Source organism: Streptomyces sp. NPDC057623, from assembly GCF_042800355.1.
Classification (GTDB): Bacteria; Actinomycetota; Actinomycetes; order Streptomycetales; family Streptomycetaceae; genus Streptomyces.
This window is the reverse complement of sequence record NZ_JBHVGZ010000128.1, coordinates 1-14,290: the sequence shown is the minus strand read 5'-3', so window position 1 is coordinate 14,290 and position 14,290 is coordinate 1. Positions and strand designations below refer to the sequence as shown.

General features: G+C 68.9%; 10 protein-coding genes and 1 pseudogene. 10 read left to right on the top strand and 1 reads right to left on the bottom strand.

Annotated features, from left to right (window positions below; genetic code table 11):
• A partial coding sequence (locus ACFU95_RS49500; RefSeq protein WP_383844014.1) for a pentapeptide repeat-containing protein occupies nucleotides 1–312 on the top strand: 312 nt, incomplete at its 5' end.
• An 82-nt stretch (nucleotides 313–394) separates the two neighbouring features.
• Nucleotides 395–517: pseudogene (locus tag ACFU95_RS49495) on the top strand (5'-nucleotidase); the annotation flags it as partial.
• Between the two features lie 141 nt (nucleotides 518–658).
• On the opposite strand, the gene ACFU95_RS49490 reads toward ACFU95_RS49495, so the two are convergent.
• Nucleotides 659–3,829, bottom strand: a complete 3,171-nt coding sequence (locus ACFU95_RS49490) for a DEAD/DEAH box helicase (protein ID WP_383844011.1) — start codon at nucleotides 3,827–3,829, stop codon at nucleotides 659–661.
• A 413-nt stretch (nucleotides 3,830–4,242) separates the two neighbouring features.
• On the opposite strand from ACFU95_RS49490, the gene ACFU95_RS49485 reads away from it, so the two are divergent.
• The 8 genes from ACFU95_RS49485 to ACFU95_RS49450 all read left to right on the top strand — a co-directional run bounded on the left by ACFU95_RS49485 (nucleotide 4,243) and on the right by ACFU95_RS49450 (nucleotide 13,899).
• Complete coding sequence (locus ACFU95_RS49485; protein WP_383844008.1) at nucleotides 4,243–4,473, top strand: DUF6207 family protein; 231 nt, start codon at nucleotides 4,243–4,245, stop codon at nucleotides 4,471–4,473.
• Nucleotides 4,403–6,772 (top strand): ATP-dependent endonuclease, encoded by a 2,370-nt coding sequence (locus ACFU95_RS49480; protein WP_383844005.1) that lies wholly within the window; start codon nucleotides 4,403–4,405, stop codon nucleotides 6,770–6,772. Before ACFU95_RS49485 ends, ACFU95_RS49480 begins: the two co-directional genes overlap by 71 nt.
• A 32-nt stretch (nucleotides 6,773–6,804) precedes the next feature.
• The gene (locus ACFU95_RS49475; protein ID WP_383844002.1) at nucleotides 6,805–8,676 is read left to right on the top strand and encodes an ATP-dependent helicase; all 1,872 of its coding nucleotides are present in this window, start codon (nucleotides 6,805–6,807) and stop codon (nucleotides 8,674–8,676) included.
• A 188-nt stretch (nucleotides 8,677–8,864) separates the two neighbouring features.
• Nucleotides 8,865–10,085, top strand: coding sequence for an ABC-three component system protein (locus ACFU95_RS49470; RefSeq protein WP_383844017.1), 1,221 nt, complete (start codon nucleotides 8,865–8,867; stop codon nucleotides 10,083–10,085).
• Complete coding sequence (locus tag ACFU95_RS49465; protein WP_383844000.1) at nucleotides 10,082–10,576, top strand: three component ABC system middle component; 495 nt, start codon at nucleotides 10,082–10,084, stop codon at nucleotides 10,574–10,576. Before ACFU95_RS49470 ends, ACFU95_RS49465 begins: the two co-directional genes overlap by 4 nt.
• 26 nt (nucleotides 10,577–10,602) lie before the next feature.
• The gene (locus tag ACFU95_RS49460) at nucleotides 10,603–12,537 is read left to right on the top strand and encodes a DUF3732 domain-containing protein (RefSeq protein ID WP_383843997.1); all 1,935 of its coding nucleotides are present in this window, start codon (nucleotides 10,603–10,605) and stop codon (nucleotides 12,535–12,537) included.
• A gap of 499 nt (nucleotides 12,538–13,036) precedes the next feature.
• Nucleotides 13,037–13,309, top strand: a complete 273-nt coding sequence (locus ACFU95_RS49455; RefSeq protein WP_383843994.1) for a hypothetical protein — start codon at nucleotides 13,037–13,039, stop codon at nucleotides 13,307–13,309.
• The gene (locus tag ACFU95_RS49450) at nucleotides 13,306–13,899 is read left to right on the top strand and encodes a hypothetical protein (protein ID WP_383843991.1); all 594 of its coding nucleotides are present in this window, start codon (nucleotides 13,306–13,308) and stop codon (nucleotides 13,897–13,899) included. Before ACFU95_RS49455 ends, ACFU95_RS49450 begins: the two co-directional genes overlap by 4 nt.
• Nucleotides 13,900–14,290 lie beyond the last annotated feature (391 nt).

The following is a 14,290-nucleotide window of genomic DNA, read 5'->3' as shown; positions in this document are numbered from 1 at the left end:
GTATACGGACTTGGACGTGCCACTTGCTGCTTCCCTCGATTCCTTACAGGACAACCCTATTGGGTCCCTGTCCGGGATCTTCGGGGCCCCTCAGCCGAACTTGGCGGAGCTGACCTGACTTACGCCGACCTCACGGACGCCGACCTCACTGCCGCCAACCTCGGTACGGCCAGAGGGCTAAGCGTCCGTCAGCTCATCAAGGCACACATCACCCATGACACAAAACTCCCCGAGAAGCTGGCCGATGACCCACAAGTCAAGGATCGGGCTGACGAGTGTGAAGCAGCAGGAGCAGAGGAGAGTCCCGAATAGGACGTCTCGGGTCGCTGGCGGCATCGGCGATGGCCTACTGGATCACGCACTCGCCGTGCGACGACGGCCTGAGAGGAGTGCCATCTTCTTCGACGACTAGGTCCGTCATCTGGCCGGCACCGCCCGCAGTACGCCCAGCGTGCACGTCCCCTTCGGGGAGATGAACGAGCCGGAGCGCCCGGCGCCCGATGAAGCGCCCCAGTGAGGCCTCGCGCCGGGCACAGCCGTGGCACACTCACGCCGGTGCGGCCCTGCCCGGCTCTCCTGCGGCGGCGTAACGTCCGTTGCATCAGGGGCGGTTGGCTGCGCCGGATCCTGGCGTCCCGGCAGATGGCCGCTGCTGGGTCTACGGGCTGCAGAAGACGGTGAAGGTGCCTTTGGTCAGTGCCCGTACGTAGGAGTGGGCGCCGGCGAGGAGGCGCTGCTGCTCGCTGCTGCAGGCGGCGGCGGATAGGCCGGGCTGGGCGATGACGGTATTGATGTGCGGGCGCAGGTGGGGCGCGCGTTCACGGAGGCGGTACAGCTCGTCGATGCTGCCGATCAGGTACGGGGTCTTGCCGGGGTTGCGGGCGGCGTATTTGCTGGCCCTGCGGTCCAGGGTCCGCAGCAGTGCGTCTGTGCCGTACTCGCGCCATTTCGCGCCGCGGGCCGCCTGCCCGCATACCTCGTACAGATCGTCGACGCGGGCTCCGGGGAAGGGCTCGGAGGAGTACTTGCAGTGCACGAGCGTGATGGTGATATCGGTGTCGTCCGCGGTGATGCCGACGAGGTCGGCGACTTCGCCGGAGCCGTCGTCGTCGACCAGGATGCCGAAGTGCTGCTCGCCGCTGAGGTGGAGGGACATGTAGTGCTGGACGGAGTGCGCCAGCCGCTCGGGCCCCATGGACTCGATCTTGATGTCGACGCCGTTCCAGCCCAAAGGTTTCAGCAGGGACAGGTCGAAGGGCGGCAGGTCGGTGCGGGGTGCGTGTAGCCGGTCGTCGGGGGTCAGCAGGCGGTCGCCGGCGAAGTACAGGTAGGGCTTGTGCTTGTTGATCCACTCGGCGGCGGGCACCGTCGTGCGCTGGTGGCGGACCAGGGCGTCGTCGGCGACGGGCGAGTAGACCAGCCCCTGGTCGGTGAAGTCGGCGCTGTAGGCGACCTGCCAGGTGGGGGAGACGAGGGAGAAGCGCAGCGGCCCTTGGTCGGTGAAGTCGTCCACGCGGAAGCCGATGTCGGTCACCGGATGGGACCGGCCGTCGACGGTGAACGGCGGTCCTTCCCCCAGGCCGGCACGCCACTGCCACGGCCACTCCAGGCCGAGCAGCGGGAAGGGGGGACGTTCGGTCTGCTCGACGGGGATGATGAAGCCCGCCATCACGTGTTCGAGGTCCACACGGGAGTCGAGGATCTTGGAGCCCTGCGTGTCGCACCACTGCATCCAGGCCAGCAGATTGGGAGCGGTGCGCGGCGACCAGAAGCGGCCCGACAGGGCCGCGCAGACGGAAACTCTGGTGCCGTCGTCTAGGCCCGAGGCGATGATGTGGGTCTGGCTGCGGTTCTTGCGGGCCTCGGCATTGAGCGCTTCGAAGACGTCACTGCCGACCAGGAGCGAGAACCGGTTGAAGTGGTCACGCGAGTCCAGCAGACCGATGTTGGTAGCCACCACCCGCTCCAGACCGGCGAAGACCCGGAAGGTGTCGAGCCCCTTGATCGGCTGGCTGTCGCCTCCCAGGACCCGTTTGGCCAGCTCCTTGTAGTCGCCCCTTTTGTGGGAGCCGTAGATGTACAGCAGCCGCCGCGCATCGTCGAAGTACATGACGATCAACTCGTACTGGGTCTGCTCAAGGAACTGCGGGGCACCCCAGTCGACCAGGGTGCGGTGCTCGACGACGAACCAGGCGATGCGGCCGTCGGCGCCGGTGGCCACGGTCTGCCCGAGCACGCGGTCCTCGCCGTAGCAGCTGATCGCGGCCTGCGGATCCCATGCGCCGCTCGGAGCCCGGTGCGCTACCGCGCTCATCTTCGGTTCCAGCACACTGACCGCCATGTCGGCCGGCACATGGGTGAAGGAGGCGTCGAACTCGCTGAGTTCCTCACCCCGCGCAGCGCTCTGCTCGGTGATGTCATGCAGCAGGAGATCCCAGTCCGCGTCCTCCTTCAGCAGGTCGCGCAGCGGTGAGAGGGCCGCCGCCGGATCCCGTGCCACGAACACCGAGGCGGTCCCGATCGGTTTCGGGGCGAGGGTGGAGGTGCGTGTGAAGCGGCCGATGAACTGGATCATCGGGCTGAGGCTCTTCCTGACGTCGTGCACCGCCGCCACCTTCAGCTGGGGCATGTCGAAGCCCTCGCCGAGCATGTTCACGCACACCACGATGCGGCAGGTGCGGTCGTGCATCGAGGCCAGCGCCGCCTTGCGGTCAGCCGCGGACAGCCCGTCATACAGCGCCACCGCACCCAGATCATCCGCCAACTCCTGGTACAGCGCGCAGATCTCCCGGGCCCGTCTGACGGTGTTCACCCGCGCCATCAGCAGGTGGTCATAGCCCGCGTCCAGGTCGGCACGCAGGCGCTGCACGGCCAGCTCGGCGATTTTTTGGTCGTTGCCCTCCAGGCTCAGGACCGCCCGGTAGTCGATGGCTGTGAAGTAGTTCTCGGCCTGCGCCTGGCGCAGCGGATAGCGGAAGACGGTCCGGCCGGGAATCTTCCGGCCGTCCTCCCTGAACGGGGTCGCGGTGAACAGCAGTACCCGCCGGTCCTCGAACCGGCGGATCACATTCGTCCAAGTAGAGGCCGGGGCATGGTGCGCCTCGTCGACGATCAGGTGGCTGAACTCGGCCAGCAGGGCCTCACGCGCCTCCGGGACGCAGTAGTGCAACACGCTGGGGGTGGCCACGACGACGTTGCACGCTGAGGCGAACGCCTTTGCCTCCGCCGCGTCGGTGAAGCGGCGTGTCACACGGCCCACGCACGGGCGAAGCGCGGCGGGGGAGACGATCTCCTGCTGTTGCAGGATGCCCAGCGACTCGAACTTGGCCGCGATCTGGTCGCGCAGCGCGACGCTCGGCACCAGCACCAAAAGCCGCTCGGGACGGCACGCGACCAGCACAGTGAGCATGGTCTCCGTCTTGCCGGTGCCGGTCGGCATGACCACCAGGCCCGGCTCGGGCAGATGCGAGTACCAATACCCGATGACCGCGTGCAGAGCACCGGCCTGCGGAGGCCTCAGCCCACCCTCCCGCACGAGATCATGCAGCTGGATCGCATTCGGGTAGGAGTCGAGCACCGCCTGCGGGGTGGAGAGCTGCTGTGGCCCGATCCAGTTCACCGCGCCGCCGAGTGTGTCGGGCACCAGCGCGGCCAGCGCGTCCGCCGCGCCGGCCGCGGCAGGCCAGCGCCCGAAAGAGTTGTGGACGAACTGGGATCCGGATTCCTCGGTCAGCGTCAAAGGGCCGGCAGGAACGAGCAGTTGGCTGACTGTGTTGCCCTGCCACTTTTGGGGCGCCGCCCACACCTGCTCGGTGCGCAAACCCGTCATGTCCGCCCGCTCCTGCCTGCACCCGGCTTCGGCATGCCGCGTGAGGCCGGGCGCGGGGCCAGCGCGGCGGTGTCGCCCCTGTTCGGGCTGCCGGGCCAAGAAAGGCGGAACCGTACACGTGCAGGAGCTGATCCATGATCTGTGCAGGACATCAAGGATGCAGATCAAATACCCAAACTGATCAAAATATGTCGCTAACTAGTCTGAAATGTGCGTGAGCTGCCGGTAGATCGGCGAAATCCGTCCCAGGGTGAACCCGCTGAGAGGCGACTGGGTTCAATGCGGCGCCACGGGCATGGTGCCGTCCGTGGAAGATGCGCCTGCCGGCCCGGTGGCATGCTGGTACGGCACCCGGTCGGGTGATGCCGTGGCATCGGGGGAACCCGCCCGGATGCGGCGACGTCGTGTGGGGCATGAAGCCGATCAGGGATGTGCATGTGGCCGAGCCGGGTCTGCTCGTGGTGGACCTCGCGGCTGCCGACGACGACACGGCGTTCGCCATGCAGAACGCGATTGCTCAGAGATGGGCCACCGCGCCGGCCGAGCACACCACACGCCAGCCCGGGGAGCCGGGTGTGCGGCTGCGCTGTTACGTGGACCTGCGCCAAGAACTCGCTGGTCCTGAAAGCTCTGCGGGGCGATGACCAGACAGCCGGCAACCATGCCGGCTCATGCAGAGGGGAAACCGCTGGCCCTGCGCAGCCGGTCGGACCGTGCGTCCGGCCGGGCTCGTGCGCGAGGCCCCGTCCGGCCGGGACCGAGGGCGGATGGTTCCAGGGCCCGGCACCGGACTGGGTCAGGCTGTCGGCGCACGCGAGAGCCCGCTGTTCCTGCGTGACGGTGCGTGCCCCGTCGGTTGATGCGGCAACTAGGCTGGTGCGTCCGCAGGTGGGGCGTCTGGAATGCGTGGGGCGGGGGCCGTGCGCGGGGGAGGGGAGAGCGGTGCGCCTTTCAAAGGTCAGGATCGTGAATTTCCGGAATTTCCGGGATCTGGTGATTGATCCTTTCCCGACTCCTGCGGTGATCGTGGGGGAGAACGGGGTCGGCAAGAGCAATCTGCTGTACGCGCTGCGCCTGGTCCTCGACCCGGACCTGTCCAACCGGTGGCGCAGGCTGCAGGCCGACGACGTCCATGACGGTGCGCTGACGTTGTCTCAAGGCGTTGAGGTCAGGGTCGAAGTCGAACTTACCGACTTCGACGATGATGACGACGCCATCGCGACCCTCGACGGCGCGATCATCACCGAGGACGGGCAGCCCCGCATCGCCCGCCTGACCTATCTGTTCCAGCCCAAGCTGGCAGTCGGTGCAGTCTTCGGCGCCCAGCCCAGCCAGCCACTGACTCCCGACGACTACTCCTGGACCATCTACGGCGGCGACGATGCGGGCGTCGACATGCGCCACGCCAAGGACTACGTCCCGCTGTCCGTGCTGCCCGCCCTGCGCGACGCCGAGGGCGACTTCTCCCGCGCCGACCGCAGCCCCCTGGTCCGGCTGCTGCGCGAGCGGCCTCCGGCCCCCAATATCGTCGCCTCCACCCTGGACGCCCTCAAACAAGCCCGCAACCAGCTGGCCCAGGACGCATCCATGCAGCAGGCGGTGGACGAACTCGCCGCCCGCCTGGCCGCCATGACCGGCCCCCAACTGCCGCTGACCCCTTCGCTGGACTTCGCCGGCCGGGAAGACGACCTGATCCGCAGCGTCCAGCTCCTGATCGACCCCCGCAGCAGCCGCGGCATCCAGCACACCTCCACCGGCACCGCCAACGTCGTCTACCTGGCCCTGCTGCTCGAGCGGCTGAAACTGCGCCGCCAGGCCAGCGACGGCGAGGACACGCTCCTGGCCGTGGAAGAGCCCGAGGCCCACCTCCACCCCAGCCTGCAGCGCAAGCTGTTCGCCCACCTGCTGCACGAACCCAACCGGCTGCTGCTGACCACCCACAGCCCGCACATCGCCGCCGTCACCCCCCTGTCCAGCATTGTCCTGACCAGCACCCAGGGCGACCACACCGTCGGCTCCGTCGTATCGCCCGATGTGCTCACCGACGCCGAGACGGCCGACCTCGAGCGCTATATCAACGTCACCCGCGCCGAAATCCTCTTCGCCCGGGGCACCGTCCTGGTCGAGGGCGCAGCCGACGCCTACCTGCTGCCCGCCCTCGCCGAGGCAGCCGGCTTCCACCTGGACGATCACGGCATCGTCGTCTCCAGCGTCGAAGGCACCGACTTCGCCCCCTACGCCACCCTGCTGGGCCCCCGGGCACTGCGGCGCCCGCACTGGATCCTCACCGACGGCGACGCCGCCGACGGCGAGCACCGCCATCACAAGGAACCGGGCCTGTGGAGGGCCCGCGACCTGGCGCGCATCGCGCAGGAGGACGTCCTGCACCAGAAAATCGACCGAGGTATCGACACGATCACAGTCCGGGAACTGCCCGAGCGCGGCGTACGCGCCGGCCGGCAGCGTGTGGTGACCGCGGCGACCCGGGTAGGCGTCTATGTCGGCGAGTACACGCTGGAACCCGACATCGCTCCTTTGCTGCATCCCGAAATGGCCGAGGCATACTGCGCCTTCCGGCAGCGCGAGAGCAGCCGGTCCGCCTTCCGCGAAGCCCTGGCCCCCTTTGAGGACGGCACCGCAACCGGCCAGCAGCGCGACACCCTGGTGGACAAGATCGAGGCCATCGGCAAGGGACGCTACGCCCAGCGGCTGGCCGCGCACGTCGCCAGCGCGACCGGCCTGCACGGCCGCGTCCTGGAACTGCTCGGCCGCACGGGAGGCCCCATCACCCGCGATGACCTGCTGACGATCGAAGGACCGGGAGCCATCCTTGGCCTGCTGGACGATCTCAGCTGCACCTTCCGCGGCCGGCCCCTGTTCCCCGCAGCCTCGCCCCCTCAAGTCCCGGCCGCAGTAGCGGACGTTTCCTTGGGCCACAGCTGATGACGGCCCTCCACCAGCAGACGCCTGCGACTGTGCCCGAGCCGGCTCTGCTGCCGCCCGCCCTGGCCGCCGAACTGGGCGCGCTGCACCCCGATCAACGCGCCGCCGCCATCTACCACGGCAACATCGCCGTGCTTGCCGGCCCCGGCGCCGGCAAGACCCGCACCCTCGTCGCCCGCGTCGGATACCTGCTGGCCACCACCAGCCGCCACCGCGGCGTCGCCGCCCTCACCTACACGGAAACAGCCGCTCACGAGACCACCGTGCGCCTGCAGCACCTGGGACTGCGCCCGGGCCGCCGCCTGTCCAGCACCACCGTGCACGCCTTCTGCCTGCATCACATCCTGCGCCCCTACGGCCGCCTGATCGGCGACCCGCTCCCCGAGGACCTCACCATCCCCGACGCGTCCGCCTGTAGACAGCTGTGGGACACCGCCGCCTACGACTCCGGCCTGGACGTCAACCCGCAAAACCGGACCACGTTGGAGCGTCTGCGCCGCCTGATGGCCGCCGGGGAGCCGATGGCCGACTACCCCCGCGAATACCCGCGCACCGTCCGCGGCTACGAACAACTGCTCCGCGACAACGACATCCTCGACTTCGAGGCCATGACCGTCCGGGCCCTGGCCCTGCTACGCGAGAGCCGCACCGCACGCGAGCAACTCGTGGCACGATTCCCGTATTTCGTCGTCGACGAATACCAAGACCTCGGGCCCGTCCTGCACGCTCTGGTCACCACCTTGCTGGACGCCGGCGCGAGCGTCACCGCCGTCGGTGACCCCGATCAAGTGCTCTACGCCTACCAGGGCGCCGACCCCCGCTACCTCCAACAGCTCAGCGACCGCCGCGACTTCAAAAGCCTGCGCCTGAAGGTGAACTACCGCAGCGGCAGCGCCCTCGTGGCAGCCGGCCACGCAGTCCTCGGGGAAGACCGCGGCTACCACGCCGCACCCGGCCGCGACGACATCGGCACCGTCACCATCCTCCATGCTGACGGCGGCCTCGACACACACGCGGCCCGCACCGTCGAGATCATCAAGAACCGCATGGCAACCGGCACAGCCCCAGAAGACATCGCTGTCCTCTACCGCTCCCAGGGGCCTCTGCTCGACGCACTGACCACCGCGATCCACGCCGCCCAGATCCCCTTTGACAGCGAACGGCAGCGCCGCCGCCCCAGCGGCCCCCTCGCCGACCTTATCGCCGCCTGCGCCACGCGACGGCTGACCGGGCCGCTGCCCGGCCCCGCCACCACAGACCTCGCCGCACCGCGCCGCAGAACAGCTGGCATCGCCCCAGCCCGCACCCTCCGCGAGCTGGCCGCAACCTGGCACCGCCAACTCCAGCTGGCCCACCACGACGACCCGGCCGACACCCACCGCACTCTGGCCCGCCGTCTGGCGGCGCTCCTGGACGGCCCCGACCGTGAAAGCCCATCCCACCCCGCGAGGACCTTCCTCACCGCGCTGTGGGACACCCTGGGCATCCGCCATCTCGCCGACCACAGCCCCGACCAGCGCGACCGGGACACAGCCCGGGCCCTGGCCGAACCCGACGACCTCACCATGGCCGAACTCGCCGGAGGACAGATCCCCGGCCACATCGCCCTGACCACCTACCACAGTGCAAAAGGCCGCGAGTTCCGGATCGTGATCCTGCCCGGCCTCATCGAAGGACTCCTCCCGCGTCACTTCCCCGGCAACCCCCCCGCCCCCCACGAGGTAGCCGAAGCACGCAGAGCCTTCTACGTCGCCCTCACTCGCGCCAGAGACGAAGCCGTCCTCATCGGAGGCGACCGCTACACCCTCCCCGCCAACCAGTGGTACCCCCAGCGCCGACTCAAGACCAGGCGCTCCAGATTCGTCGACGAAATCCACGACCAGATACTGCCCCCGCCCGACTGACCTGCCGACTCCGCAGCGCAGTCGGGGGCCGAGGACGGGCGTCCTCCGCACACCTGCGCGCTTCCCCCGCTCCCGGACGCGGCGGGCTGGGAGGACTGCCCCACCGTGCGAGCGCGGCCGTCTGGGCGGCATCAACTTGCCGATTATTACGCTCAGTCGCTAACTTGTTGCTCACTGTGGCGAACGTGATGGTGCACTCTGCGGCTGGACAGTTCTCCGGCTACCTCTACCAGTGCGACCGGGCCCTGATCGAGCTGGCCCGTACCTGGTTCAAGAACCCCCAGGCCGAGCTGCGCATGGAATGCCTCGACGACATCGTCATCCGCCACGAGGGCCAGCCCACCGAGTGCGTGCAGGTCAAACGCCACAAGAACGAGGGGGAGTTGTCCCCGACGGGAGCCGACCTGTGGCGCACGCTCAACGGCTGGTGCGACGTGGTAGCCGCCGTCGGCGACAGTCCCCTCCCGCTGCTGCGCCTGGTCACCACCCAGCGCGTAGGACCCGACAACCCTCTGAGCGTGCTGCGCCACACCGGGCCAGAACGCGATACCACCGGCGTGCAGCGGCTACTCGAATCCATCGCCGCCGACCCCCAGGCGGCTGCCACCACGGCCATCTGGCGGGCACGATTCCTGCAGACCACCCCGGCTCAACGCGCCAGCCTGGTCGGCACGATCGTGCTGGACGACCAGGCGCCCCAGCCCGCCCGCGCCGACGCCGACCTGCAGGAAGTCCTCGGAATCTGGAAGGACGACGCCGACCACGTCACCGCCATGCTGCAGCAGGTGCGCGGCTGGTGGGCCACCACCGTACGGCAGATGCTCGACCCCGCCGACACGCGCCGTGTGTCCGTCTGCGCCGCTGAACTGCGCGCGGTCGTCGACCACTTGCAAAGCAGCTACGGGCCCGGACGGCTGCCTCTGAACAGCCGGCTGGAGGAACTGACCGAGGAAGAGATCGCCCGGTACGCCGACCGCGTCTTCGTCGCTCAGCTCACCCTCATCGGCGCGGGCCCCGAGACGCAGCACCACCACATCCATGAGCACCACCACGCGGCCCTGCACCGTTCACGCTGGCTGCACCACCACTACGTCACCGAAGACGAACTGGCCGCATTCGAAACGGACATCCGGCAAGAGCACCAGGCCGTCGCCTCCGGCCTGCGTGACGCCTACCGGCTGGGCCGCTGCGAGGATGACGCCGAGGAAGTCGGCCGGAAGATCCTCACCGGTTCCGAGCAGGCCGTGGTCGGCCTCACCCTCCGGCAGATCGACAAACGCTGGATCGCCCGCGGCACCCTGCACGCCCTGGCCAACCTCGCCCTGACCGACACCCGGCCGGTGGGCTGGCACCCCGACTTCCAAACACTTCTGACCGCCTCACAGGCCCCAAGGGCTGATGTCCCATGACCACCGCTTCCGCCCCCCGCTCCCTGCTGCCCGAAGCAGCCGCCCTGTTCAACCCGGCCTTCGGCGCCTACCTGCTGGCCGCGGCCGCCGGAGCACACCACCGCGCCGACGACACGCCGCTGCCCTACCTGAGCAGCTTCCTCGTCCTGCCCCTCGTCCTGCCGCCCGACTTCCGCACCGCCCTGCCACGCGACACCCGCACCTCCCTCACCGCCTGGCTGACCCGCAACCCCCAACTGCGCGCCGCCTACCCCGCCCGCGCCGCCGCCCTGACCGCGTACACCCGCACCAGCCACCGCTTCGCCCTGCGTCAGGGCACCTACAGCGCCGATTCTGAGGGGATCGTTCTCGAGCGCCGCCTGCCGCCCCTGCCGCGGGCCGGCCAGCATGACGAGATGGCACAGTGCACCACCGCAGCCGCGCTGGTCGGCCGCTGGCTCACGGCCACACCGACGGCAACCGCCTTCACCCTCCTCGGCGTCACGCCGTAACCCACCCCACGACCGAAGCGATCCCCATGCACCTGCTCGCCCTGGCCCTCTACCACCGCGACGGCCGCCCCACCCCCCACGTCCTGCCCTTCAAACCCGGAAAACTCAACATCATCACCGGCTGGTCGAAGACAGGGAAGACCACCCTGGTCGACATCGTCGACCACTGCCTGGGACGACGCCGCACCCCCTTGCCCCAGGGACTCATCACCGACACCGTCGGCTGGTTCGCCTTGCTGATCCAGACCGGCGCCAGCCGGGTATTCGTCGCCCGCCGCCATCCCCGCACCGGCTCCACCAGTGACGCGATGCTCGTCTTCGGCGACCACCGCCTGGACGTTCCCACCGCCGACCAGCTCCGGGTCAACTCCAACACAGAGTCGGTCCGCTCAGAAATCAGCGGCCGCCTCGGCATCGAGGACCACCTCATCCACTCGCCCGACGGCTCCGCGTACAACGTCCATCTCGGCCACGCCTTGCCCCTGTGCCTGCAACGGCAGACCGAGATCGCCGACTCCGGACGCCTCTTCCACCGGCAGACCGACCACGAGGTCTTCACCGCCCTCAAAAACGGTCTGCCCTACTTCCTCGGCGCGGCAGGACCCGAACAAGCCGCCCGCAAGCAGCAGCTCCTGACCACCACCCGCCGCCTTTCCACCCTGCGCCGTACCTTCGACCAGGCCCGCCGCCACGCCAGCAGCTCCACCACCGTCCGCATCGCACTGGCGCGCCTGGCCCGCCAAGCTGGACTCATCGCCGAACTCCCCGACCCGCTGCAGCCAGCCGAGCTCGAATCGCTCCTGCACGCCGCACTCGAGTCCCCGGCCCACATCCCCACACCCCGCACCGAAACCGGACTCGCCGAACGCCTGTCCGCCGAACGCCGCACCCTCACCCACGACCTGGGCGAGGTCGACGACGCCCTGCGCCTGCTGGACCTGTGGGCACAACAAACCGCGGACCTGACCGGCCAGCTCCACACCCAACGCAGCCGCCTCACCCCGCTGGGCGTGCTGGCCACCCGCGACGACGGCCACGACACCTGCCCGATGTGCACCCAGACACTGCCCGAAGCCGACCCGGCCATCAACGCCCTGTCCCAACTCGCCCGCGAACTCGAACAAGAACTCACCGACCTCGACGCCCTCGCCCCCGCACGAGAACAAAGCCGCCGCACACTCACCGCCGAACGAGAACAACTCATCCGCCGCGTCAGGGAGAACGCCGTCGCCGAACAAGCCCTTCGCGACAACAACCGCGCCCTGCGCCGAGCCCAGGACCAGCGAGAACAGCAGGCCCTCGTCCGGGGCAGAATCCTGCAGGCCCTGCAACACCCCGTCGCCGACGACACCGTCGACCTCTCCGCGCTCCGCCGGGAAATCGACCGGCTGGAAGAGATCCGACGAGACCTCCAGCACCACGTCGACCAGGACGACATCGCGGCCGAGACCGAAATCCGCCTGGGCGACGTCGCACGCAACATGACCGCCTGGGCACGCGAGCTCGGCCTCGAACACGCCGACACGGCCGACGACGTACGCATCAGCCCGACCACCCTCAACGTGGTCGTCCGCACCTCAGGCAGACGCATCCCGCTGGACCAGATCGGCAGCGCCGACAACTGGATCGGATACCACCTCGTCGCCCACCTCGCACTGCACCTCTACTTCGTCGAACACCAGCGCCCGGTACCGCACTTCATCATGTTCGACCAGCCCAGCCAGGCATTCTTCCCCGAAGAACACGTACACGACGCCGCCACCCTCGAGGACGCCGACTTGCAGGCCGTCCGCGCCTACTACCGCCTCATGCACAAGGTCGTCGCCCAGGCCGAAGGCCGCCTTCAAGTCATCGCCACCGACCATGCGCACCTTGCCTCCACCCCATGGTTCCGCCACGCCGTTGTGGCCAACTGGCGCGACGGAGACGCCCTCGTCCCGGCTCACTGGCTTGCACACTGACCCCGGTCCGCGGGCCGAATGACAAGCCGTCAGTGGCAACCCATGCGAGAGGCGGCCACCAGACAGGCGCTTCGGACCCGCTTGCCGCAAACGTGAGCACGGCTCTGCACCCCGACGAGGGCGCGGCGCTGCGGCTCAACCCCGCGGACTTTCCCGGCGCCGGACCGGGGCGGAAGCGGACGCGGACAATACCAGCCCTCCCTCGGTATCCGACGGGAGTCGGCAACCTTGCCGAGGCCGATGCACGCGTGGTGTTTCCTCCAGTCAGCCTGAGCACGGCCGTGAGGCGGTATGCCGCACACAGCAGACGGTGCGGCACAGCCGACTCCGGCTGGCCGTCCGCGTCTTGGACGCGTGACCCGCGAGGAGAAGACACATGAAGTGCCTGCTGATGGCCCTCTGTGACGCCGGCGAGCGCGGTCTCCGCGCCGCTTGCAGGCGTACCCGCAGCACACCGCCACCCCCGTCACCACTCGGGCGGGGGAGCGGAGGTGATCACATGAAGCTCCCCGCCAGCCCGGACGAGCCGGCACCCGGCGTGCTTGTCTCTGAGAACCGGGCTGCAGCGGCTCTCGATGCTCTGGTCGCCAAGCACCGCCTGGAGATCGAGGAATGGGACTTTACCCAGCTCGATAGCGACATCGGTGACCGCATCCTGGCCATCCACGATTCCAGGGACGCCAGAACGATCACCGTCCCCATAAACCAAGATCCCCGCCTGCGGCTTCACGCCGTCCGCCAGATCCTCTTCAACATGGGGGAGCGTCCATGACCACCGTCACGAGCCGTCGGCTCAGCCTCGTTTCCGCCCGAGTGCGCCGCGGTACCGCCCGGCCCGACAAACCCATCGTGCTCCGCCACACCGCGGCCGGGGCCACTGTCGAGTACGACCCCGAGCGGGCATCCCTGGATGCGGCCACGATGCTCACCCGCGTGCGCCTGCGCATGGAGGGATACACGCTCGGCGAGATCTTCCTCGAAGACCATGACCCGCAGCTGACTGCCCTGTACCGCGCCTGCTCCCGACTCCACCTGGACGTGGAACACACCAGGGGTCCGCGCATCACCGAACCGGCCGTCGTCAACCACGAAGACGACTGGTCCTACCTGGTGCCCCGACGATGGGACCCGGCCAGCGCACTGCAGCGGCTGCCTGCCGCATTTGCCGCCGCCCGGCCGGACATCGCGCGCGAACTGGAGCGGCTCGATGAGGCGAAGCACACTGCACAAGGCACGATCGACCAGGCCATCGACCTGACGGCATCCCTCATTCTGCAGACGGGAAACGTGCAAGGCGTCTACGACGACCTTGTCCGCCTGCTCGATCGGACAGACCTGCCAGCGGGCCAGACCGGTTCCTGAACCGGCCCGGTACGGCAGCCGCTCTCCCGCCCGGAGCCTCATGCGCACGGCTCGACGCCGGGCAGGTCATCCCAGACCGGACAGGCCGTGGCCGAGGCGCCCCGCCCCGAGCGGCCAGTTTGAGCCAACTGCCGTAGACAATACGGAAGTCAGGGCGGTCGTTCGAGGCTGCATTGTCAGACCCGGACGCTACAGTGCCCAGCCCGACTTGCATCCTGCGCGGCGCTCCTGCCCGGTGTCCGCCCCAAGGAGCGCCGAATCTCTTCGCTGCGCAGACCGCCCCTTGCGACGAAACGTAAGTGGTTGTTGTCGTTCCGGCGTTGAGGGTTGCGTTTCCGCTGGTCGGGCGTGAGGTCGGGAGTCTCGGGGAGTGGTGACGTGTCGAGTCGTC